Source organism: Xanthomonas sp. DAR 34887 (assembly GCF_041245805.1).
In the GTDB taxonomy this organism is placed as follows: Bacteria; Pseudomonadota; Gammaproteobacteria; order Xanthomonadales; family Xanthomonadaceae; genus Xanthomonas_A; species Xanthomonas_A tesorieronis.
Window position 1 is genome coordinate 3523169 of sequence record NZ_CP162490.1, and the last position, 22633, is coordinate 3545801.

Genomic DNA, 22633 nt, shown 5'->3' on the forward strand with positions numbered 1-22633 from the left:
CGCTTCCTCTTGGCGAGGCTCCGCCCGTACCCTCACCCCAACCCTTCTCCCGGGGGGAAAGGGGCTTTTGTCCGCTTCGCTGGATCGCGTCAATGCCGGCAGGGCTGCAGGCAGGCTTCGCTCAGTCGCTGGCAGCCGCACGCCGCGGCAGCGTCACCAGGAAACGGGTGCCGTCCTACTGCGAGGAGTTGACGCGCTGCGCGGCGCTGAACGATTCGAGTTTGCGTACACCGAGGCCGCAACGCACACGGCAGTCACGATTCGCAATCGGAGCTACGCCAATGACGAGCCGCAAGGGTCGACCGCCGAACGTGGCACACGCCAGGCACGCGATGCGCAGACTGTCATCAAATCGCCATATGGGCGCCTCCGCTGCGACCGATCGCAGATACGCCGCTGCGCCACGCGCTCGGCATTCAGTCGCCACTCATGCGCCGACGACTGCACGCATGGCGCGCACCAACGAACGCCCGCGTGCCGGATGCCGAACTCACAAGCCTTTACCCGGCAAGGAAAGCGGCCAATGCCCAAGCGCGTACGCCACGGCGTGCCGGCCATCGGGCGTGCACTTGTTTGCCACGCGATGCCGAGCGCACGATTGTTTTTCGCTATGCATGCAACCTTTTCGCCGCCGCTAACTTTTTTGTACGTACATGACATGCGCTGTTTTCCGTTCCTACCATTGCGCCGGTAGTGAAGGGGGGGTCCCCACTCCAAGCCCCGAAGGACACCGCATGAACAGGCATTACGCGCAACGCAAACTCTCTGTGCTGTGGCTGGCGTTGGCTCCCGGATTGATGCTCGCCACGGCGGCATCGGCACAATCCGCAAGCACCGCTCCGGCGCAAGCTTCGAACGCCAGCGCAGCGTCCGCCAACCCGCAAGGCGGCAGCTACGACAACGCGAGCTCCGGGCCCACCGCTGGCTATGGCACGGTGTTCGGCGGCGGCGCGCCCTACGCCACTCGCAGCAGCTGGGAAAACGCCGGCGGCGGCTATCTCAACACGCGCTTCGCCCCGGCCGAATGGCAGATCACTCCGTTCAACGCGGCGCGGCTGAAGACTGCATGGACCTTCACCACCGCAGGCGACGTGTCCGCCACGCCGACCGTGCAGGGCAGCGCGCTGTACGTGCCCGACTGGGGTGGCCAGCTGTATCGCATCGACACTGCGCTGGGCAAGGCGGTGTGGCAGGTGAAACTGTCCGACTACACCGGCAACGCCGCCTCGCTGTCGCGCAACAGCCCGGCGATTGCGCGCGACAGCATCCTGGTCGGCGACCAGGCCAGCGGCACGGTGCTGGCGATCGACAAGAACACCGGCAAGTTGCTGTGGAAGACCGTGGTCGAAGCCAATGCGCAAGCGCGCATCACCGCCTCGCCGGTGGTGTACGGCGACCGCGTCTACGTCGGCGTGTCCTCCGGCGACTGGGGCGGACTGACCCCCGGCTACAGGTTTTCGTTCCGCGGCAGCGTGGCCGCGCTCGACCTGAAGACCGGCAAGCTGCTGTGGAGTTTCCGCACCGCGCCGGAAGGCTATACCGGCGCCTCGGTGTGGGGCACGCTGGCGATCGACCCGCAACGGCAGCGCGTCTATGCCACCACCGGCAACAACTACTCGGTGCCGCTGGACGTGGCCAACTGCGTCAAGAACGCCAACGGCGATAAGACCGCGCAATTGGCCTGCCTTGCGCCGGACAACTACGTGGACTCGGTGCTGGCGCTGGACATGCGCAGCGGCAAGCCGGTGTGGACGCGCCGCCTGCAGGGCGCCGATGCCTGGTCGCTATCGTGCCTGGTCGCGCCGACCGCCGGCGTGTGCCAGGAACCGCAGGGGCCGGACTACGACTTCAGCGGCGGCGGCGCCAACCTGTTCACCGCGATCCGCAACGGCAAACCGCAGGCGCTGGTCGGCGCCGGGCAGAAGAGCGGCGTGTATTGGGCGTTCGATGCCGACAGCGGGCGCACCGTGTGGTCCACCCAGGTCGGCCCAGGCGGCACCGCCGGCGGCATCGAATGGGGCTCGTCGGTGGATCCGCTCAAATCGCGGGTCTACGTCGCCATCAACAACAACAACCACACCAGTTACACCCTCGCGCCCGGCAACACCGAGACCTGGAACGCCGGCTCGTGGGCGGCGCTGGATGCGGCCAGCGGCAAGATCCTGTGGCAGGTGAAGGTGCCGGGCATCGATCCGATCCAGACCACGTTCGGCGCCGGCGGCCGCGGCCCGCTCGCGTCCTCGCCCGGACTGGTCTACGCCGGCTCGATGTCCGGCGCGATGACGGTGCTCGATGCCGGAACCGGCAAGACCCTGTGGAGCTTCGATGCCGGCGGTTCGGTCTCCAGCGCGCCGGCCGTGGTGGACGGCGCGGTGTACTGGGGTGCGGGCTACAGCCGTTTCAACTTCGGCACCGGGGTGCATAAGCTGTACAAGTTCGTCCCGGCGCCCTGATCGCGCGATCGCAGCAACACGCACGCCGCACGTCCCTCGCCTCTCCTGCGCACGCAGGAGGGGCTTTTTTGTGCGTGGATGGCGCCGCCGACGCTGCGCGCGCATCGCACCGATCGCTCATGCCGGCGAACAGCATCGCCGTCAGGCGAACGTGCGCATGCGCCACCGCAGGTCGCGCATGAAGATGAAAACGCGGCGAGAGGTGTCTACGAAATCGACCCCTGTGGCGTGACGCCGCGCACGCAATCACCGTGGCGGCGCCCGTAGCCTCGATATGCACCGTGGAAGTCGGTGCAACGGCATCCGGTCCCCTGCCGGATGGTCCAGTCGTCTTCTAGCAGAAGGAAGATCCATGAACCGCAAGAACGCGCTGTATCTGGCCCTGCTGGCCAGCGTCTCCGGGCTTTCCCCCGTCGCCATGGCCGCCAATCCCCCAGCGGCCGAGATGGACTCCGCTCCCGTCGAAGCCCGCCCCAATGCCGCCGCGCTCGGCGGCGCCGAACTGCGCAGCCTCGCCACCGGCAGCGCGCATGCGCCGCGCGTCATCGAACTCGGCGCGCCCGACAGCGCCCAGGCCGCGACGATGAAGCAATTGCGCGGCCAACAGGTCAAGCATGGCCAGCCGCTGCAGATCGGCTTCTCGCGCGACATCGCCAAGCCGGCGATCAACCTGCGCAGGCTCCGTTGGCAGAGCCTGCCCAGCGGCGCGCAGGTCACCAGCTTCGAGATCGTCTCCACCGATGCGGCGGCGCTGCGCGCGGCATTGCAGCTCAGCGGCAGCGGCGCGCAGCCGGGAGACCCGGGCAAGGCCACGCTGCGCTTCGCCGGCGACGACGGCCGCGTGTTCGAACAGAGCGGTGCCGATTTCGCCGGCAGCGAACCGGGCTGGTCCGCGGCGGTGTCCGGCTCGCGCCTGGTGGTGGAGATCGAACTGCCGGCCGGCCAGTATCCGCAGGGCTTCGCGCTGAAGATCCCGCAGATCTCGCACATGGACATCAATCCCGTCGCCAGCGAGGAAATGATGCGGCCGATGATCGGCGAGAGCGATTCGTGCGAGCGCGACATCGTGTGCCGCGCCAGCCCCACGAGCGGCTTCACCTCGGCCGCCAAGTCGGTGGCGCGCATGGTGTTCAGCACCAGCAGCGGCTCCTACCTGTGCACCGGCACCCTGCTCAACAACAGCAACTCGCCGAAGAAGTACCTGTTCTGGACCGCGGCGCACTGCATCAGCACCCAGACCGTGGCCAACACCCTGCAGACCTACTGGTTCTACGACGCCACCACCTGCAACGGCTCCACGGTCAGCTCGTCCTACACCACGCTCAGCGGCGGCGCCTACCTGCGCCACGCCAACACCACCCGCGACACCTCGCTGCTGGAACTAAAGACCGCCCCGCCCAGCGGCGCGTTCTATGCCGGCTGGAGCAGTTCGGCGATCGGCTCCACCGGCACCGCGATCGAGGGCATCCACCACCCCGCAGGCGACGTGAAGAAGTACTCCCTGGGCAGCGTCACCGCGCTGTCGTCGTCGATCGACGGCAAGTCGCCGCTGTACAAGGTGGTCTGGAACACCGGCGTCACCGAAGGCGGTTCGTCCGGCTCGGGCCTTTTCACCGTCAACAGCAGCGGCGCCTACCAGCTGCGCGGCGGCCTGTACGGCGGCACCTCGTACTGCAGTGCGCCCAGCGACCCGGACTACTACTCGCGCTTTTCCGACGTGTATTCCACCATCCAGCCCTACCTGAGCCCGTAAGCCCAGGCCCGGGAGGGCCGTACTCCCGGACCCGGACAGGCCACGCGCGTGCGTGGCCTGTCCTTACGGCCGCCACCGCCCTGGCACGCAGCGGTTACACTGGGTGCCATCTCACACACGGCAGGCACCCACTTGGCAAAGCCCAACTATTCCTTCGAAAAACGTCAGCGCGAAATCGCCAAGAAGAAACAGCAGGACGAGAAGGAAGCGCGCAAGCGCGAAGCCCGCGAGGCAGCGAAGGCCGCAGCGGACGCCGAAGCGAAGACGCCCGACAGCGGCAATTGAGCGGCACCGCGCAACCGGTCGCGTACCGGCTGCCGCCATCGCCGTAGCGTTGCGTGTTGCCGCCATCCGCGTACGACGGCCTGGCGCTGGGCGCCAGCGCATGCTTGCGCAGCAGATGCCGGGCCGCCCGTTCGCCCAGCGCCGCCTTCCCGGATACCGGCACGGCCTCCAGGCCGGCGATGACGTACCAGACGCGATCCCGCGTTCCTGTCCCGCTGGCACCGCGGACCCGGAATCCCGCAGGCAACCCAAGCGGCGCGATGCCGCTCCCCGGCGCAGGCGCGACTCAGCCGACCTTCTTGGCCAGCGCGGTACCCAGCAGGAACAGCACAAGGGCGATGGCGATGCCGGCCCAGAACAGGAACTTGGCGATGCCCATCGCCGCGCCCGCGGCGCCGGTGAAGCCGAGCGCGCCGGCGATGAGTCCGATGATGGCGATGATGATGGCCCACTTGATCATGCTGCAATCTTCCCGAATCCGATGAGGGAGCGCTGCGCCAGGCGGCGCGGCGCCACGGTCGCCACATGCGACCGCATCGTCGGCAATGCTAGTCAGCCTGCCATGCCCCCCATGTGAAGCGCTGCCGGCGTCAGCGCCCTTGCGGCTTAAGCGACGCCGCTGTCAGGCGCCGTGGCCGCAGTGGATGGCAGCGTCGCCGGGAACCATTCCGCGCGTGCCAGCCAGCCTTTCAGGAATTTGTCGTCGACCGGACGTTCCTGCGCCAGCCGCTGGTAGTAATCGATCCGGCCCTGGCGATACAGCGCGTATACCTGCGCCTGATCGGCGGCCTGCAGCGCAGCCAGCGTAGCCGGTCCCATCTCCCCGTCGGTAGCCAGGCCCGTGGCGCCCAACTGCAGCAGGATCCGCTGCAGCAACAGCACCGCCTCGGTCCCGGCATTGACGTAGAAATCGAACAGGATCTCGGCCAGCGGCTGCGAGGCGATCTGGTCGCCGTCCAGCTTGTCCCAGTATTCCTGTTTGTAGATGGCACCGGCCTGCTCCGGGGTAAGCGCGCGCAGCGCTTCCAGCGTCGGCGCCTCGCCGAGCAGGGACTGCGCGTAGCGCTGGAACGTGGCCAGGGTGATGCCAAGATTGGTGGCGCCGCCGGGATCGGCCGGATCGTCCACGAAGCTTCCTTCGAACTTCAGCAACTGCGGCAGATACAGATCGAACGACGCCATCGGCTTTGCTCCTGGAAAAATGATCGGACTGACCGCGCGCAGTGTGGCAGCGGGCGCGCCGCGACGCTGTGCCGCACGGGACAGCATCGCCCCGCCGGGCGCGTGCGGGCAGGCGCGCCGCAGCCGAGCGCTCATCCGCTCGCAGTGGTCGGCGCCGGCTGGCCCGGCGCCAATCCCAGCAACCGCTCGGAGGTGCGCGCGGCCAGTTCGATATCGGCCCATGCCGGCTGCGGTTGCGTCGGCGGCGCCTGGCTGAGCATCAGCCGCCGCGGATCCTCGTAGTCCGGGAAGGTGCCGGACCAGAACTGTGGCGAAAGCGCCAGCGCGTGTCGCAGCACAGTCTGCATGTTGACGATGGAGTGCCGCGACAGCAGATGCACGAACAGGGCGCCGCGCACGTCGTGGGCGGTGCGGAATTGCTGCCCCACCGGCACGTAGCCGAACGCCGAGGGCGGCAGCGCCGGCACGTAGTCCCAGTAGTTGAAGCAGCGCGTGCTTTCCGCCGCAGCGATGTGCTGCGCATAGCACTGGCCCCAGCTCGCCTCGCCGACCATCGGGCTGCAGAAATTGATGTTGCAGGCGCTCACGGCCGGCTGGCTGAGCGCAAGATCCAGCGAGAACAGCTGGCTCAGCGCGCCGCCCAGGCTGTGCCCGGTGACGTACACCTGGCTGGGCGCGAAATGCGCCAGCAGCGCGAACACCTGCTCGCGCATCGAGGCGCGCATGTTGCCGCCCTTGCCGTCGTAGATGCCGTAGAAGCCCGCCGACACCCGTGGCGTCGGCGCGACCGTGCCGGCGCTGGGCACGAAATCGGTGGTGGTGAAGTCCAGGTCCTCATAGACGTCCAGATCCGAATCGGTGCCGCGGAACGCGAACAGGCAGGTACCGGCGTCCTCCGTGGACTGGAACAACAGGCCGAATAGTTCCTCGCTGCCGCCGAACGGATCGCCGTCCCAACCGGACCAGCGGGCGACCAGCCGGTAGTTGGACGGCGCCAGCACCGGCTTGCCCTCGAAGGCGGCATAGGCAGCAATGCTGGCCTGGGCCATTGCCAGCGTCAGCAGCGGATCCAGCGGGGCCTGCGTCGGGGGAATCGCACTCATCGTCGAGCGTCCTTTGCCAAAAAAGGGGAGAAATTGCGGTCGTCGGCGAGCATCTGCAGCAGCGGCGCCAGATCTATCGATGGGCAGGCGAGCAGCCGCATGCGCACCTAGCGTCTAGTACCACCGGCAGAGGTCGCGCGTTTTCGATCCCGATCCCATCGCCACCGCGCGGCGACGCTTGTCTACCGCCGCACGCATCCGCAATGCCTGCCCGCCATCGCCAACCTGCCGCCCTACACGCTCCGTCGACGTCTCCATCACGGTTCACGCGCGCACCGCGCGGCACAGTGCCAGCAAGCATTCACGCCCGATCGGAGACCCGCATGGCCAGCCCGCAGGAACTGGAAGAGAAATTCTGGAAAGCGCTCAAATCCGACCGCACGGTCATGCTCGGGCTGGACGGCGTCGAGGACGGCCATGCGCGGCCGATGACCGCGCAATTCGAGGGCGACCGTGGTGGCCCGATCTGGTTCTTCACCTCCAAGGACAACGCCCTGGTGCAGAAGCTGACCCAGAGCCAGCGGGTCATCGCCGCGTTCAGCGCCAAGGACCACGACCTGTTCGCCAGCATCAGCGGCACCCTCAGCGTGGACAACGACCAGGCGGTGATCGAGCGCCTGTGGAACGGCTTCATCGACGCCTGGTACGAGCAGGGCAAGGACGATCCCAAACTGGCGCTGCTGCGCCTGGACCCGGACCACGCGCAGATCTGGCTCAATGGGTCCAGCCTCGTTGCGGGCATCAAGGTGCTGTTCGGCATCGACCCCAAGCGCGATTACCAGGACAAGGTAGCGGACGTGCCGCTGCGCTGAGCGGCACGCACGCCTCCTGACAGGCCGCATCGCGCAGCCTGTCGAGCGCCTATTGCCCATGTCCCTTCTTCGCCGCGGGCGCGCGGCGAAAATGCTCCCGCAAGCGCTCGGAGACCAGCAGCGCTTACACGCGCTGATACGCCATCCGCCCCCTTCACTCTCTGCAACCTCAAGCGGCATCGCTCTGGGCGGGATCGCCTCGCGCGTCCATAATCAGCGCCCTCCCTTCAGCGCAGACCAGGCCGTCCCGATGCCGCAGCCTTTATCCGAAGAAGACCTGCAGACGGTGCACGAACGCGCCTACGCGAGTTTCGACGCAGGGCAGCTGGAACAGGCCGCGCAACACTTCGCCACCTTGCTCGCGCATGCGCCGGACGCGCGCTACTACCACTACATGCAGGGGCTGGTGCACAAATATCGGCTGGACTGGCACCAATCCCTTCGCCACAACCTGCGCGCGTTGGCGCTTGGCGAAGAAGCAGACGAAGCCGCCCAATGGAATGCCGGCATCGCGGCCACGGCGATCGGCGACTGGGCGCAGGCGCGGGCGCAATGGGCGGCGTGCGGCATCGGCATTCCCGAAGGCGAGGGACCGATCGAGACGGATTTCGGCGTGGTCAGCGTGCGCCTGAACCCGTGGTCCCATGGCGAGACCCTGTTCGCCCAGCGCATCGACGTGGTCCGCGCGCGCCTGCTCAACGTGCCGCTACCGGAAAGCGGCCACCGCTACGGCGACATCATCCTGCACGACGGCGCCGCCACCGGCCGGCGTGCGTTTCGCGACCGCACCGTCCCGGTCTTCAACGCCCTGGCACGACTGCAACCTTCGCCATTCCAGACCTTCACGGTGTTCGCGCATTGTCCTGCCCCCGAAGACCGCGACGCGCTCCAGGACACACCCGCCGGCGACGAGATCGCCCTGGTCGAGGACTGGACCGAAACCCTGGTCAACTATTGCCTGCGTTGCAGTTACGGCGCAGCCACGCATCCGCACCGCGACGCGTCGCCCGATACCTGGAAAAGCGACCGCGATTTCGGCGTCGCCGCCGTCCAGCGCGGTTCGCTGGAGACGTGGTTGCAACACTGGCAAGCCGGTGCTGCAGGGCGTCGCATCGACGCGGTGGAACTCCGCGAGACCGACCCGCCGCTGCGCCAGGACGGCATGGCCTGGTGGATCTCGCCGGACGAGGCGGCCGACGACGGCATGGCCGAGACGTCCTAGCGACGCGCCCGAGCGCTCAACCCGGGGCCGCCTCCAACAGCGCCAGCGCCGCCTCGCGCCGCCCGATCCGCAGCGAACGCCCCAGGAGACTCAACGCATGCGACTCGACATGCCTGTGTTGTTCGTCGAGCGCTTGCTGCATGCGTTCCGACAGCGCCCAGTCTTGCGAGATCGCCTGCGCCACCCGCGCCGTCCAGTCCTGCAGCAGCTCGGCCACTCTCCCTGCATCGGGGACGAGTCCCGGCTGTTTCGCATACGCATCGCGCACCACCTGCAGCACCGCGACCGAGCCCAATCCACACAACAGCGCCAGCAGCTGCGCCGCCGCGAGATCTTCGCGCTTTGCATCCTCGGCCTGGCGCGCCGTGGCCTTGGCCGAGAGCAGGGTGTGCTCCCACAGCAGCGACGCGCAACGGCCGAACGCGCTGCCGTCGTCGGCGATGACCGGCTGCAGCAGCGCGGCCAGCACGATCTGGCGCAAGCCCTCGGTGCCGAGCAGGGCCACCGCGCGCTCCAGGGTCTCGATCGGCTCGGCGTGGCGGCGATATGCGGCACTGTTGGCGATGCGCAGCAGGTTGCCGGCCAGCGCCGGATCCTGGCCGAGAATCGCAGCAATGGCCTGCGCCCCGGCGCCAGGATCGTTGAGCGCGCGGGTCAGCTGCGGCAACAGCTGCGGGCGGCGCGGCGTGTAGCGCGGATGCGCGTCGATGCGCGCCAGTACCGCGACCGCCGCCGCGGCGATCTCGGCCTGCGCGGCACGCGCCGCCGCGCTCGGCTCTGGTGCGGGCACGCCGGCGAACGCCAGCGCGTACAGGCGCAGCAACAGCGCGGACTCCTGCTCCGCGGAAAGTTCGGCGTCAACGGCAGCCGCGCCCTGTCCCTGCCCCGGCCCCGGCCCCAGCTCCGCCGCGACCGCCACATCCGTAGCGCCGTCTCCGCCGACAGCACGGTGCGCAGACGCTGCTGCTTGCGCAACGCTGCTCGGCACCACAGGCACGCGCGAACGTCCACGGCGCCATATCCAGCCGCCGATGCCCAGCAGCAGCAAGACGGCAACGCCCGCAATCCAGATCGACGGGACCATCATCGGCCTCCGCAAGCTCGCCAGAACCCGCCCACGGCTGCAAGCGCAGCCACGGCCGGACGCGCCACGCCATGCAAGCATGGCGCGCAGGTCGCTACCCTAGCTGCAGCGCCGGCCTGCGCGCGAAGCCACAGCGCCTGCATAGTGCCTCCCCCATGCACGCTCAGGGCGCCGGCGAGGCGACCGCGCGATGCCCGTAGCTGAGCACCCGCGTCAGCTTCCAGCCGTCCTGATCCTGGCGCCACACCATCACGAATTTGGCGATGCCCTCGCAACGCCCGCTGGCCAGCTCGCAGAAGCGGTGTTCGCCTTCCTCGATCGCACCGAAGCCCTTGATCGGGTAGACCCGCAGCGTGCCGTCCACCAATTCGCGGCGCACCTTGCCGCAGATGAACTTGCGCGTGTTGTCCACCACCGTCTTGCGGTCCCAGCTGGCGCCGCCGGTGTCGTGGTAGAACTCCACGTCGGGCACGAACAGTTGCTCGAACGCCGCCATGTCGCAGCGGTTGTACGCGCCGAACACGCGCTGGTCCAGTGCGGCGACCGTGTCGAACAGCGGCCCCGCGGTGCCGTCCTCGGCCGGCGCCGCGGCTCGCGCCGTCGCCGCGCAGGCCAGCAGCAGAAGTAGCGATCCCCATGCCTTCATCCGCCATCTCCCCGATTGTCGATGCGCAACTATGCGTCCCCCCGGGCCGTGCCCGCAATGGCGCCAGGCGCATGCTGCGGCAGCGCGACAGGCGGCAGGCAGCTGACACGGCCGGCTGCAGGGTGCCGTCAGTGCCCGCACCGCAGCCGCCGTCGGCCGCTGCCGGCACCTACATGTTGCGCCGGTACTCCCCACCTACCTCGTACAGCGCGTGGCTGATCTGCCCCAGGCTGTGGGTCTTCACCGCCTGCATCAGCGCGGCGAAGACGTTGCGGCGCTCGCGTGCGGCGCGCTGCAGATAGCCCAGGCCCGCCGCATCGCCGACAGCCGGCGCACCGGCCGCATCGCCGTGTTCCGCTTGCAGCGGCTGCGTCGGCGCAATGCCGTTGCGGCGCTGCTGCCAGTCCCGCACGTTGGCGATCTGCTGGCCCTTCTCTTCCTCGGTGGAGCGGATCAGCTCGATCTGGGTCGCGGTCTCGCCGGCGTGCTGTTTGGGCAGGAAGGTGTTGACACCGACCAGCGGCAGGCTGCCGTCGTGCTTCTTGTGCTCGTAGTACAGGCTCTCTTCCTGGATCTTGCCGCGCTGGTACATGGTGTCCATCGCGCCGAGCACGCCGCCGCGCTCGCTGATCGCCTCGAACTCCTTGTACACCGCCTCCTCCACCAGGTCGGTGAGCTGTTCGACGATGAAACTGCCCTGCCACGGGTTCTCGCAGAAGTTCAGTCCCAGCTCCTTGTTGATGATCATCTGGATCGCCACCGCGCGGCGCACGCTCTCCTCGGTGGGGGTGGTGATCGCCTCGTCGTAGGCGTTGGTGTGCAGGCTGTTGCAGTTGTCGAACAGCGCGTACAGCGCCTGCAGCGTGGTGCGGATGTCGTTGAACTGGATCTCCTGCGCATGCAGCGAGCGGCCCGAGGTCTGGATGTGGTACTTCATCATCTGGCTGCGTTCGTTGCCGCCGTAGCGTTCGCGCATCGCCCGCGCCCAGATGCGCCGCGCCACCCGGCCGATGACGGTGTATTCCGGATCCATGCCGTTGCTGAAGAAGAAACTCAGGTTCGGCGCGAAATCGTCGATGCGCATGCCGCGCGCCAGGTAGTACTCGACGATGGTGAAGCCGTTGCTCAGGGTGAAGGCGAGCTGGCTGATCGGGTTCGCGCCGGCCTCGGCGATGTGGTAGCCGGAGATCGACACCGAATAGAAGTTGCGCACCTTCTGCTCGACGAAATACTGCTGGATGTCGCCCATCATGCGCAGCGCGAACTCGGTGCTGAAGATGCAGGTGTTCTGCGCCTGGTCCTCCTTGAGGATGTCGGCCTGCACCGTGCCGCGCACGCTGGACAGCGTCTGCGCCTTGATCTGCGCATAGGTCTGCGCGTCGACCAATTGATCGCCGCTGACCCCGAGCAAGGCCAGGCCCAGGCCGTCGTTGGTCGGCGGCAGGTCGCCGTGATAGCGCGGCCGCGGCCGGCCCTCGAACAAGGCCTCCAGGGTCTGTTCGGCCTGCGCCCAACGCTGCGCATCGGCCTTGAGGTATTTCTCCACCTGCTGGTCGATGGCGGTGTTCATGAACATCGCCAGGATCATCGGTGCCGGGCCGTTGATGGTCATCGACACGCTGGTGGTCGGCGCGCAGAGGTCGAAGCCGGAGTACAGCTTCTTCATGTCGTCCAGGGTGGGAATATTGACCCCGGAATTGCCGATCTTGCCGTAGATGTCCGGGCGCGGCGCCGGATCCTCGCCGTACAGGGTGACACTGTCGAAAGCGGTGGACAGGCGCGCGGCCGGCTGGCCCACGCTCAGGTAGTGGAAGCGGCGGTTGGTGCGTTCCGGCGTGCCTTCGCCGGCGAACATGCGGATCGGGTCCTCGCCGGCGCGGCGGTACGGATACACGCCGCCGGTATAGGGATAGCTGCCGGGCAGGTTCTCCTTGCCGAGGAAGGTCAGCAGCTCGCCCCAGCTCTTGTAGCGCGGCGCGGCGATCTTCGGAATCGGCTGGTGGCTCAGCGACTGCCGGTAATTCTCCACCCGGATCGCCTTGCCGCGCACCTCGTACTCGGTGACTTCGTCGGTGATCGACTTCAGCCGCTGCGGCCACTCGCGCAGCAACTTCAGCGATTCGCTGGACAGCGCCTGCAGCGCGTCGTTGTAGCGCTGGCGCAGCAGCAGCAAGGTCGCATCGACGGCGGCGCCGGCGAGCGGCTGCAGATCCTCGACGGCGTAAAGCTCCAGCTGCTTCGGCAACTGCGGGTCCTGCAGTTCGTGCAGCGACTGCCAGAACGATTGCGCGCGATCGGCCGCCTCGGCCTGGCGTTCGATGCCGGCATTGAGCGCGCGGCCCTGTTCGGCGATCTCCGCCAGGTAGCGCACGCGCGCGCCCGGGATCAGCACGGTGGCGCGCGGCTCCTTGAGCGTGGTGTCCAGGTGCGGCAGGAAATCGCAATGCGGCGACGGCGCGGCGCGGCGGGCGGCGGCGGGCGCTTCGGCGCCGGCGTCCGCCGCTTCGAGACCCGCTTTCGCGCGCAACAACCGGCACAGGTTGACGAACATCCAGCTGATGCCGGGATCGTTGAACTGGCTGGCGATGGTCGGATACACCGGCACCGCCTCGTCCTCGAGCTGGAACGCGGCGCGGTTGCGCCGCCATTGCTTGCGCACGTCGCGCAGCGCGTCCTCGGCGCCGCGCCGGTCGTACTTGTTCAGCACCACCAGTTCGGCGAAGTCGAGCATGTCGATCTTTTCCAGCTGGCTCGGCGCGCCATAGTCGCTGGTCATCACGTACACCGGGAAATCGACCAGGTCGACGATCTCCGAATCGCTCTGGCCGATGCCGGCGGTTTCCACGATCACCAGGTCGTAGCCGATGCCTTTCAGCAACGCGATGCAGTCCTTGAGCACCCGGTTGGTGGCCGCATGCTGGCGGCGCGTGGCCATCGAGCGCATGTACACGCGCGGGCTGCGCAAGGCGTTCATGCGGATGCGGTCGCCGAGCAGCGCGCCGCCGGTGCGGCGCCGGCTCGGGTCCACCGACACCACCGCGATGCGCATCTGCGGGAAGCCGGCCAGGAAGCGATTGAGCAGTTCGTCGGTGACCGAGGACTTGCCGGCGCCGCCGGTGCCGGTCAGGCCCAGCACCGGCGCCGCGCGCCGCTCGCGGGACTCGGGGTTGCCCGCCGGGCCGGATTGCCATTGTTTGCGCAGCAGCGCCAGCTCCGCGTCGGAGAAGGCGCCATCCTCGAGTGCCGACAGCATCCTGCCGATGCCGATCTCGTCGTCGATGTGCGGCAGCAGCGCGCCGGCTTGTTCCGGGTCCCGAGTCCCGAGTCCCGAGTCCCGGGCGCGCGAAGCGCGCGCCACCACGTCCTCGATCATCTCCACCAGGCCCATCTTCATGCCGTCGTTGGGGTGGTAGATGCGCTCCACGCCATAGGCCTGCAGCTCGGCGATCTCTTCCGGGGTGATGGTGCCGCCACCGCCGCCGAACACCCGCACATGGCCGGCGTCGCGTTCGCGCAGCATGTCCACCATGTACTTGAAATACTCGACGTGGCCGCCCTGGTAGGAGGACAGCGCGATCGCATCGGCGTCCTCCTGCAACGCCGCGCGCACCACGTCCTCGACGCTGCGGTTGTGGCCCAGATGGATCACCTCCGCGCCCTGCGCCTGGATCAGCCGGCGCATGATGTTGATCGCCGCATCGTGACCGTCGAACAGGCTGGCAGCGGTGACGAAGCGCAGCGGGCTGGTGTCGGCGTGCGGCAATGGCACGCGGGACGCGGGAATGCTCATCGGGAAGACATCGGCAAGAGAATGCGGCAATTCTAGGCGCGCAGCGCAGCGCGGGCAGGTTGCGCTGCAACATGCAGCGAGCGGCGCATTGGCGGCGCGGGTACCACCGGACGCCAAGGCGGGCCTGGTTATCCGAGACATGAACGCGGCCAAGCAGCGGGTCAACAGCAGCCCTGCTTGCCGCGTTTGCGTTGACGTCGGCACACCGCCGATGTCCTTGGAGAATCGCATGTCCATTCGTCCCTTGTTGCTGGCCTCCCTGCTCGGCAGCGCGCTTGCCGGCGGCATGCTGGCCGCGCCCGCGCAGGCGCGCTCGGTGGTGGAACTGTCGGTGCGGACCGCACCGCCGCCGCCGCGGTTCGAACGCGTGGTGGTACGCCCGGGCTACGTCTGGGCGCCGGGTTACTGGCATTGGAACGGCCATCGCCATGTCTGGGTCGCCGGCCGCTACGTGGTCGAACGCCCGGGCTATGTCTATGTCGGCCCACGCTGGGAACACCGCGGCCCGGGCTACCGCTTCCACGAGGGCTATTGGGTGCATCGCTAGAGCGCAGTTTGGCGGCACGCGGTCCAGGGGCGGCGCCGCCAATGCTGCGCGGCGTCGTGACCGTCTTCATCGCGCTCTGAGATAGTGCGCGAATCACGGCACCCGCCGGTTCCCGAGAGAACGCATGTTCAGGCATTCGCGGTCGCGTGCGTTCCTGCCGTGGTCGCCGGCGCCAGCCGTTGGCGCCGGCACCGGCCGGGTGCGCGCGCTGTCGCGCACTGCGAGCCCTTGCTTGCCTGGCCCGATGCGGCGCTCGCCGCGGGCGGGACGCTAGCGATGCCGTCGCGCTTCCCGCCAGGAACCTATGCGATCAGCATCACCGTGCTGGCGGTGGCGATCGCCAGCGTCGCCGCGTGGCGCGAACGCCCCACCGACACGGCCTCGGACCGGGGACTCGGCGAAGCCATCGACGCCACCGCGAAGACGGTCGCGGCGCGCAGAACCCTTTTCAGCCCCGTCGCCGGCACGGCACCCGCGCCGAGCGCCGCCCGGACCATCGACGAACCCCACTTCGACCTGCGAGGCCGGCTGCTGCCCGATCCGGCCTTGCGGCGCTATCTGGATCGCTATCTGACGGCGGTGGATGCACAGGCCCTGGCGACGCAGCGCCAGCGCCTGAAGCGCGACCTGGCCGCGAGGCCCGCGGCGCAGGCAGATCAGGTCCTTGCCTGGTTCGATCGCTACGCCGGTTATCTGCAGGCCGAAGCGGCAGGCGCGCCGCACGGCGCAGACCCGGAGCAGCACGCCCAGCAAGGTCGCGCACTGCGCGAACGCCTGCTCGGAGCGCAAGCGGCCGCCGCGTTCTTCGCCGACGAGACGCCCGCACGCTGAACGGCCTGGCGATCGGTGCCGGGTGGCGAAAAGCGCCCTCGCACCGCGCCCGACATCGCCACAGCGTCGCAAAAGGGGCCGAGATGCCTATCCCGCATGGGTCTGCAGGGAGCTCCCGGAGAATGCACGGCACGCAGGCAATTGCTTTAAAATGCGCCCATCGCGACGCTCAGGACCCGTTCCGGAACCCGTCGCGTTTTTCGTTTTGCGCACCCTCACTAGGAAGTTCCTGGAACCACGGTGTCCACACCTGCAACGCCAGCGGAGCCCCCATGCTTTTCGAAACGCTAGCCACCACCGGCCACGAACAAGTCGTCTTCTGCCACAACCGCGACGTGGGCCTGCAGGCGATCATCGCCATCCACAACACCGTGCTCGGCCCCGCCCTGGGCGGCGTGCGCATGCGCCCCTACCCCAATACCGAGGCCGCGCTGCACGACGCGCTGCGGCTCAGCCGCACGATGACCTACAAGAACGCACTGGCCGGGCTGAACATCGGCGGCGGCAAGGCGGTGATCATCGGCGACCCCAAGGCCGACAAGTCCGAAGCGCTGTTCCGCGCCTTCGGCCGCTACGTGGATTCGCTGGGCGGGCGTTACATCACCGCCGAGGACGTCGGCACCGACGTCAACGACATGGAACAGATCTACCTGGAGACCGAATACGTCACCGGCGTGCACCAGGTGCACGGCGGCTCTGGCGATCCGGCTCCGTTCACCGCCTATGGCGCGCTGCAGGCGCTGATGGCCTCGCTGCAGCGCAAGCTCGGCCACGAGGAGATCGGCAAGACCAGCATCGCTGTGCAGGGCCTGGGCCACATCGGCATGGAGCTGGTGAAGCTGCTGAAGGAGCGCGGCGCCAAGCTGTACGTCACCGACCTGGACCCGGCGCTGGTGGAACGCGCGGTCGCCGATTACGGCGCCGAGGCGGTCAAGCCGGACGAGATCTACGACGTGGCCGCCGACGTGCTGGCGCCGTGCGCGCTGGAAAGCGCGATCGACGAAACCACCCTGCCGCGGCTGAAGGCGAAGATCATCTGCGGCACCGCCAACAACCAGCTGGCCAACGCCGCCGTGGGCGAGGAACTGCACCGCCGCGGCATCCTCTATGCGCCGGACTACGCGGTCAACGCCGGCGGGGTGATGAACGTGTCGCTGGAGATCGACGGCTACAACCGCGAACGCGCGATGCGCCTGATCCGCAGCCTGTACCACAACCTCGGCAAGATCTTCGACCTGTCCGAGCGCGACAACATCCCGCCGCAGCAGGCCGCCGACCGCATCGCCGAAGCGCGCATGCACGCCATCGGCAAGCTCAAGCTGCCGCTGGGCCGCACCGCCCCGCGCTCGATGGGCCATCTGCGCGGCGAGTAGGCGAGCGACCGACACAACTCCCGACGCGCAACGCGTCGGGACTGAAGTCCCTCCCACAAAAACCGGGCGCCATCGGCAGGCCATATCCCCCTGTAGGAGCGGCTTCAGCCGCGACAGTCGAAGAAGGAAACCCAACACTGCCTCGGCGCGTTGGGACCAAACATCCTCCGCGAATCAAGCGCGACTGCCTCGGCCACGCCATCTCATCACCGAGCCGGCTATAAGCCGGTACCGCATCGCAGGTGGGAACGACTTCAGGGCACCGCTAAATAACCCGCCATGTCGATGCACTTGGCGCCGCCGATGCGCCCAGTCTGCAGGTCTGCAGGTCCGCGCATAGAAACGTTCGGGATGCCGTGAAGCGGCAAAGCCCATTGGCGGCGGGACTCGGTGGCGTTGCGTGCGGGTTTCCCATAGATGTCTTTGCATCACGGCAACTTCGTTTTCCTGTCGCGGCTGAAGCCGCTCCTACAAGAGCACGGCGCGAATGCTGTAGGAGCGGCTTCAGCCGCGACAGGAAAACGCCACGCCATAGACACGCGCAACGTGCAGCTTCCGGACTGACGTTATTAGCGCTGCCCCTCAGTCGCGACAAGCGAAGAGGCAGACCTGACGCCTCGGCACGTCGAGACCGAATCCTTCCACGAATCGAGCGCGGGCCATAGCAGGCCCGCACCGCTTCAGAACCCCAACCGATACCGCAGCGATACCGCACGATCGTCGCCGCGCGGGCCGAAGCGCTGGTCGTAGCCGATGCCCAGCGCGCTGCCGCCCCAGCGCCGGTCCAGGCTCGCCCCGAACAGCCCACCGGAACGCGCCGGCTGCAGATCCACCAGCGGCGCCCACGCGTCCACGCCGACGAAGCTGGCCTGGCGCTGCAGTCCCTGCGCGGCCAGGGTCTGCTGCCATTCGGCATAGCCCTGCAACGACCAGCCGCGGCCGCCGTAACCGGCACGCAGGCCGGCCAACGCCTGGCTGCGCGAAGAGGACGCGGCCGCGGCCATCAGCCCGAAGCCGTCGCCGCCCTGCTCGCGGAAGCCGTCGCTGTCGATGCGGCTGTAGTCGGCGCCGGCGTACGGCGTCAGCGACGCCTTGCCACGCACGAAGCGGTAGCCGACTTCGACGCTGCTGGACAGGAAGCGCCCGGCGTAGCGGCTGGACGCATCGGCGACGCTATCGCCGAGCAGCAGGCTGCGGTCGAGCTGGCGCCGGTACTGCCCGGTGCCCAGCTGCGCCAGCGCGTAGGCATTGCCGCCGACCGCGCCGAGATAGGCCTGGCCCTGCACCTGGCGGTCGCGGCCGTGGTCCAGGCCGCCGTCGCCGCCACTGTCGGCACGGCTCTCGCCGAAGGCGAAGCCGGCCACGCCGTGCTCGCCCAGGCGCAGGTCCTGGCCCATCATCCAGCCGTCGAGCTGGAACTGGCTGCCGGCGAAGCTGCCCTGCCCGGTCTCGCCCAGGCGCTGGCTCCACGCGCCGATCGCGCGCGGCTGCGCCAGCAGGCTGTCGAAGCGGCCGGACAGCGCGCGCCGCTGCAGATCGATGCTGTCGAAGGTCATCGCGGTGGCCGCCGCGTGCGCGTCGCCTGACAGGCTGCGCAGCGTCGCCGCCGCGGCGGCCGCGCTCGGCGATTGCTGCACCGCGCCCGCCGCCTTCAGCAGCGACGCATCGACTGTCGCCGGATCCTTGCTCAGCTGCGCATCCAGCTGTGCGAACGCCGCGTCCACCCGCGTGGCGGAGGCAAGCGTGGCGGCGGTGATGTTGCCGAAACCGGCCGCCGCGGCGGTGACGCTGAGCGCCTGCACGGTGATCGAAGCGCTGGTGCTGTCGTAGGCGAGCGACGAGGTCAGGAACACGTTCGACGGCGTGGTCACCGAGGCGAACGTGCCGCTCAGTCCGCCGCTGGTTTCGAGCACCTTGTAGGCGGTGTTGTTGACCACGTAGTCGCGCTTGCCGAGCACGTACAGCGAGCCGCCCTGCAGCGTCGCGGTGCCGGTCACCGAGAGCTTGTCGCCGACCAGCAACGCCAGCCGGCCGTTGCTGTCCTGCACGTAGTTGCCGCTCAGGCTCAGCGCCGCGGCACCGACCTGGAAGGTCCCGGAATTGCTGACGTTGCCGCGCAGCGGCCCGGTGCCGATGAAGGTGGCGCCATTGCTGATCGCCACGTTGGAGCCGCCCAGGCTGGCCGCGCTGAGCGTGCCGGCCTGCACCTGGGTCGTGCCGCTGTAGCTGTTCTGGGTGCCGCTAAGCGTCAAAGTGCCGCTGCCCTGCTTGATCAGGCCGCCGCTGCCGGCGATGTCGTTGGCCCAGGTCGAGCTGCCGCTGAAGGACACGCTGACATCGCCCCAGTCGAACCTGGCCGGTCCCAGCACCGCCTTGCCGACGTTGAGCAGGCCGTAGCCGAAGGTGGCGTCCACCCCGGGCGTGCCCAGGTCGGTGGCGGTGCCGAGCAGGGTCTGCCGCAGCAGATCGTTGCTGAAGTAGGGGAACGCCTGCCACACCAGCGCCGCGGCGCCGGAGACCAACGGCGCCGCGTACGACGTGCCGCTGCCGTAGTAATAGTCGGGATTGGCGGTGGCGGTGGTCGCCTTGGGATCGACGAACACTTCCGTGCCCGGCGCCACCAGGCAGTAATGCATGGCCACGCCGCAGGCGTTGGAATACGACTCCAGCTTGGTCCCGGTGCTGGCATCCACCGCGGCCACCACCAGCCAGCCGCGCTCCAGGTCCGCCGCCGGCCGGGTGCCGCCGGGACCGGGCTGGCTGGGCAGCGACGCGATATCCGACGGATCGGCCTTGGCTTCGTTGCCGGCGGCGAACACCACCAGCCCGCCGTTGCCGATCACGAACGGGCGGTATTCGGCGGCGATCGCATTGGTGGCGGTCGCATCGGTCCAGTAGATGCCGCCCCAGGAATTGTTCATCACCTTGACCCCGGCGTTGATCAGGTCTTGGTGAATGGACGCCAGGCCCAGCGCGCCGCTGGTCTGGTTGCCCTCGCCGCTGCCGTCGTCGTCGGGCGAGGTGTCGCTGATGATGCGCGCCGACACGATCTGCGCGCCGGGCGCGATGCCGCCGGGCCACGCGCCCACCGGCTTGCCGGCGGCCAGCTGCGCGACCGTGGTGCCGTGGCCGTCGACATCGTCGACATTGACGTTGTTCTTGGCCGGGTCGACATAGATCAGGTTGGACACCACGCGTCCGGCCAGGGCCGGGTGATTGCGGTTCACGCCGGTGTCGACCACGCCGATGCGATAGCCGCTGCCGTCGTAACCGGCGTTGTGCGCGGCCAGCGTATTGGTCAGCGCCAGATGCGCATCGAACGCCGGCTGCGGCGGCGGGGGCGGCGAGGTCGGCGGCGAGGTGGGGGGAGAGGTCGGCGGCGGTGGCGGTGGGGGCGACGTGGGTGGCGGCGAAGTCGGCGGCGGATCGCTGCGGGTCAGCCCGCCACCGCCACCGCCGCCGCACGAGGTCAACGCCATCGCCAGTGCGGTCGCCAGCAGCGACCGGGCCATCAACTTCTGCATGATCTCTCTCCGAAGATAAGCACGCCGGCCAAGCCTGCCGGCAACATTGCGTTAGCGGCCGCAAACGGGCGGCCTGAATCGACACGAATCTACACCGGAATCCCGCCCCCGCCACCCTCCCCGCCCGCGCGCCGCGATTGGCAGAAGCGGCGCCGAGGCAGATAATCGGCGACTAATCTTTCGTAAGGGTTTGCCATGACCGAGATCGTCATCGCCGCGGCCAAGCGCACCGCCATCGGCTCCTTCCTGGGCCAGTTCAACGGCGTGCCCACGCCGGAACTCGGCGCCGCGGCCATCCGCGCCGCGCTGGAGCAGTCCGGCATCCCCGCCGCCGACGTGTCGGAGGTGATCATGGGTTGCGTGCTGCCGGCCAACCTCGGCCAGGCGCCGGCGCGTCAGGCCGCGCGCGCCGCCGGCGTGCCCGACGCCACCGGCGCCACCACGATCAACAAGGTCTGCGGCTCGGGCATGAAGGCGATCATGCTGGGCCACGACTTGATCAAGGCCGGCTCGGCCAGCATCGTCGTCGCCGGCGGCATGGAATCGATGAGCAACGCCCCGCACCTGCTGCCGAATTCGCGCACCGGCAACCGCTACGGCAACTTCCAGGCGGTCGATCACATGGCCTGGGACGGCCTGACCAACCCCGACGACGGCCAGGCCATGGGCGTGTTCGGCGAGGCCACCGCGGAGAAGTTCGGCTTCAGCCGCCAGGACCAGGACGCCTACGCGATCGAGTCGGTGACGCGCGCGCAGGCCGCGCAGCGCGATGGCGCCTTCGACGCGGAAATCGTGCCGGTGCGCGTGGCCACCCGCAAGGGCGAGGCGGTGTTCGCCAGCGACGAGCAGCCGGCCAAGTCCGACATCGCCAAGATCCCCACGCTGAAGCCGGCGTTCAAGAAGGACGGCACGGTCACCGCGGCCAGTTCCTCCAGCATCTCCGACGGCGCCGCCGCCACGGTGCTGCTCAGCGCCGAGGACGCGGAACGCCGCGGGGTCGTACCGCTGGCGCGGATCGTCGGCCACGCGACGTTCTCGCAGGCGCCGGAATGGTTCACCACGGCCCCGGTCGGCGCGATCAGGAAGCTGCTCGAGCGGGTCGGCTGGAGCCTGGACCAGGTCGACCTGTTCGAAATCAACGAAGCGTTCGCGGTCGTGCCGATGGTGCCGATCAAGGAACTGGGGCTGGACCCGGCCAAGGTCAACGTCAACGGCGGCGCCTGCGCGCTCGGCCATCCGATCGGCGCATCCGGCGCGCGGCTGGTGGTGACATTGCTAAACGCGTTGCGCACGCGCGGCGGACGCCGCGGAATCGCCACCCTGTGCATCGGTGGCGGCGAGGCAACGGCGATCGCCATCGAATTGATTTGATTGGGATTAACCCTTAAAACACAAAAATGAATGCGCGTGCGCTTGACAGCCGACTTTGGCTTGTCATCATGTTGAGGGCGCGCAATAGCGCGTTGCCTAACTAAACGACGAGGATAGACACACATGAGCATCAACAAGCTGCTGATCGCAATGGCCCTGGGCCTGGCCCTGGCCGCGTGCTCGAAGCAGGAGCAGGCCCAGGACGCCGCCGCTTCGGCTAACGAAGCCGCCACCGACGCGCAGGCTGCTGCCGACCAGGCTTCGGCCGCCGGTGCCGCCACCGCCGATTCCGCCCAGGCTGCTGCCGACACGGCCGCTACCGCCGCCAACACCGCTGCCGACGCTTCGCAGACTGCCGCCGCTGCCCCGACCGATGCCGCTGCCGACAAGGCTGCCGACACCGCCAAGGCTGCTGACGACACCGCCGACAAGGCCAAGGACGCTGCCGAAGAAGCCAAGAAGTAATCACTTCTCGCTTCAGGCACGTCTGAAGAAGCCGCTGGTTCGCCAGCGGCTTTTTCTTTGCCTGCGATTTGCACAACCGCATGCGCGGCACCGGCGCTGCACGCTGCGCCGTGCATTCGGCCGACGCTATCATTGGCGAGCGCGTGGCCGGCTTCATCTTCGCCGCCACGCCCCAGCGTCTTCTTTTCGCAA

The 22633-nt window shown here is 68.5% G+C and carries 17 protein-coding genes; 10 read left to right on the forward strand and 7 right to left on the reverse strand.

The genetic code is table 11. The features are described from left to right. Positions 1-734 precede the first annotated feature (734 nt). The 3 genes from AB3X08_RS14820 to AB3X08_RS14830 all read left to right on the forward strand — a co-directional run bounded on the left by AB3X08_RS14820 (position 735) and on the right by AB3X08_RS14830 (position 4491). Complete coding sequence (locus tag AB3X08_RS14820; protein ID WP_369933495.1) at positions 735-2453, forward strand: PQQ-binding-like beta-propeller repeat protein; 1719 nt, start codon at positions 735-737, stop codon at positions 2451-2453. 352 nt (positions 2454-2805) lie between these two features. Further along, entirely contained in the window at positions 2806-4206 is a 1401-nt protein-coding gene (locus tag AB3X08_RS14825) for a trypsin-like serine peptidase (protein ID WP_369933497.1), read from the forward strand. A gap of 132 nt (positions 4207-4338) precedes the next feature. Continuing rightward, complete coding sequence (locus AB3X08_RS14830; protein WP_369933499.1) at positions 4339-4491, forward strand: hypothetical protein; 153 nt, start codon at positions 4339-4341, stop codon at positions 4489-4491. A 286-nt stretch (positions 4492-4777) separates the two neighbouring features. Here the strand turns inward: AB3X08_RS14830 and AB3X08_RS14835 are convergent, their stop codons facing one another. The 3 genes from AB3X08_RS14835 to AB3X08_RS14845 all read right to left on the reverse strand — a co-directional run bounded on the left by AB3X08_RS14835 (position 4778) and on the right by AB3X08_RS14845 (position 6776). Continuing rightward, positions 4778-4951, reverse strand: coding sequence for a DUF1328 family protein (locus AB3X08_RS14835; RefSeq protein WP_184411363.1), 174 nt, complete (start codon positions 4949-4951; stop codon positions 4778-4780). 146 nt (positions 4952-5097) lie between these two features. Further along, on the reverse strand, positions 5098-5673 hold the full coding sequence (locus AB3X08_RS14840) for a glycoside hydrolase family 108 protein (protein ID WP_369933501.1): 576 nt from the start codon (positions 5671-5673) through the stop codon (positions 5098-5100). Positions 5674-5804: 131 nt separating this feature from the next. Next, on the reverse strand, positions 5805-6776 hold the full coding sequence (locus AB3X08_RS14845; protein WP_369933503.1) for a lipase family protein: 972 nt from the start codon (positions 6774-6776) through the stop codon (positions 5805-5807). A 323-nt stretch (positions 6777-7099) separates the two neighbouring features. Between AB3X08_RS14845 and AB3X08_RS14850 the strand changes: the two genes are divergently transcribed. Continuing rightward, positions 7100-7588 (forward strand): pyridoxamine 5'-phosphate oxidase family protein, encoded by a 489-nt coding sequence (locus tag AB3X08_RS14850; protein ID WP_179563712.1) that lies wholly within the window; start codon positions 7100-7102, stop codon positions 7586-7588. 58 nt (positions 7589-7646) lie between these two features. Next, the gene (locus AB3X08_RS14855) at positions 7647-8810 is read left to right on the forward strand and encodes a hypothetical protein (protein ID WP_369933504.1); all 1164 of its coding nucleotides are present in this window, start codon (positions 7647-7649) and stop codon (positions 8808-8810) included. A gap of 16 nt (positions 8811-8826) precedes the next feature. On the opposite strand, the gene AB3X08_RS14860 is transcribed toward AB3X08_RS14855, so the two are convergent. From AB3X08_RS14860 to AB3X08_RS14870, 3 genes are all read right to left on the reverse strand, one after another. Then, positions 8827-9633, reverse strand: a complete 807-nt coding sequence (locus AB3X08_RS14860) for an HDOD domain-containing protein (protein ID WP_369933505.1) — start codon at positions 9631-9633, stop codon at positions 8827-8829. Between the two features lie 424 nt (positions 9634-10057). Continuing rightward, complete coding sequence (locus AB3X08_RS14865; protein ID WP_369933506.1) at positions 10058-10540, reverse strand: nuclear transport factor 2 family protein; 483 nt, start codon at positions 10538-10540, stop codon at positions 10058-10060. Between the two features lie 169 nt (positions 10541-10709). Beyond that, entirely contained in the window at positions 10710-14330 is a 3621-nt protein-coding gene (locus tag AB3X08_RS14870) for a methylmalonyl-CoA mutase family protein (protein ID WP_369933508.1), read from the reverse strand. Positions 14331-14559: 229 nt separating this feature from the next. Here AB3X08_RS14870 and AB3X08_RS14875 point away from each other — a divergent pair, with 229 nt between their 5' ends. The 3 genes from AB3X08_RS14875 (at position 14560) to AB3X08_RS14885 (ending at position 17081) form a co-directional block, all read left to right on the forward strand. After that, positions 14560-14877, forward strand: coding sequence for a YXWGXW repeat-containing protein (locus AB3X08_RS14875; RefSeq protein WP_369933509.1), 318 nt, complete (start codon positions 14560-14562; stop codon positions 14875-14877). A gap of 276 nt (positions 14878-15153) precedes the next feature. Then, positions 15154-15708 carry a hypothetical protein gene (locus AB3X08_RS14880; protein WP_369933510.1) on the forward strand — a complete coding sequence of 185 codons (555 nt, stop codon included), beginning with the start codon at positions 15154-15156 and terminating at the stop codon, positions 15706-15708. 272 nt (positions 15709-15980) lie between these two features. After that, entirely contained in the window at positions 15981-17081 is a 1101-nt protein-coding gene (locus AB3X08_RS14885; protein WP_184411372.1) for a Glu/Leu/Phe/Val dehydrogenase, read from the forward strand. 680 nt (positions 17082-17761) lie between these two features. On the opposite strand, the gene AB3X08_RS14890 is transcribed toward AB3X08_RS14885, so the two are convergent. Continuing rightward, complete coding sequence (locus tag AB3X08_RS14890) at positions 17762-20605, reverse strand: S8 family serine peptidase (RefSeq protein WP_369933511.1); 2844 nt, start codon at positions 20603-20605, stop codon at positions 17762-17764. Positions 20606-20800: 195 nt separating this feature from the next. Between AB3X08_RS14890 and AB3X08_RS14895 the strand changes: the two genes are divergently transcribed. Further along, positions 20801-21976, forward strand: a complete 1176-nt coding sequence (locus AB3X08_RS14895) for a thiolase family protein (protein ID WP_369933512.1) — start codon at positions 20801-20803, stop codon at positions 21974-21976. Between the two features lie 123 nt (positions 21977-22099). Continuing rightward, positions 22100-22441 (forward strand): hypothetical protein, encoded by a 342-nt coding sequence (locus AB3X08_RS14900; RefSeq protein WP_369933513.1) that lies wholly within the window; start codon positions 22100-22102, stop codon positions 22439-22441. The last annotated feature ends 192 nt before the right edge of the window (positions 22442-22633 follow it).

Bases quoted from the DNA above. Each gene is read 5' to 3' on its own strand.
- AB3X08_RS14845 (WP_369933503.1), bottom strand. From the start codon at position 6,776: ATGAGTGCGATTCCCCCGACGCAGGCCCCGCTGGATCCGCTGCTGACG.
- AB3X08_RS14835 (WP_184411363.1), bottom strand. From the start codon at position 4,951: ATGATCAAGTGGGCCATCATCATCGCCATCATCGGACTCATCGCCGGC.
- AB3X08_RS14900 (WP_369933513.1), top strand. From the start codon at position 22,100: ATGAGCATCAACAAGCTGCTGATCGCAATGGCCCTGGGCCTGGCCCTG.
- AB3X08_RS14855 (WP_369933504.1), top strand. From the start codon at position 7,647: ATGTCCCTTCTTCGCCGCGGGCGCGCGGCGAAAATGCTCCCGCAAGCG.
- AB3X08_RS14850 (WP_179563712.1), top strand. From the start codon at position 7,100: ATGGCCAGCCCGCAGGAACTGGAAGAGAAATTCTGGAAAGCGCTCAAA.
- AB3X08_RS14890 (WP_369933511.1), bottom strand. From the start codon at position 20,605: ATGCAGAAGTTGATGGCCCGGTCGCTGCTGGCGACCGCACTGGCGATG.
- AB3X08_RS14820 (WP_369933495.1), top strand. From the start codon at position 735: ATGAACAGGCATTACGCGCAACGCAAACTCTCTGTGCTGTGGCTGGCG.
- AB3X08_RS14895 (WP_369933512.1), top strand. From the start codon at position 20,801: ATGACCGAGATCGTCATCGCCGCGGCCAAGCGCACCGCCATCGGCTCC.
- AB3X08_RS14880 (WP_369933510.1), top strand. From the start codon at position 15,154: ATGCCGTCGCGCTTCCCGCCAGGAACCTATGCGATCAGCATCACCGTG.
- AB3X08_RS14825 (WP_369933497.1), top strand. From the start codon at position 2,806: ATGAACCGCAAGAACGCGCTGTATCTGGCCCTGCTGGCCAGCGTCTCC.
- AB3X08_RS14875 (WP_369933509.1), top strand. From the start codon at position 14,560: ATGTCCATTCGTCCCTTGTTGCTGGCCTCCCTGCTCGGCAGCGCGCTT.
- AB3X08_RS14840 (WP_369933501.1), bottom strand. From the start codon at position 5,673: ATGGCGTCGTTCGATCTGTATCTGCCGCAGTTGCTGAAGTTCGAAGGA.
- AB3X08_RS14865 (WP_369933506.1), bottom strand. From the start codon at position 10,540: ATGAAGGCATGGGGATCGCTACTTCTGCTGCTGGCCTGCGCGGCGACG.
- AB3X08_RS14870 (WP_369933508.1), bottom strand. From the start codon at position 14,330: ATGAGCATTCCCGCGTCCCGCGTGCCATTGCCGCACGCCGACACCAGC.
- AB3X08_RS14885 (WP_184411372.1), top strand. From the start codon at position 15,981: ATGCTTTTCGAAACGCTAGCCACCACCGGCCACGAACAAGTCGTCTTC.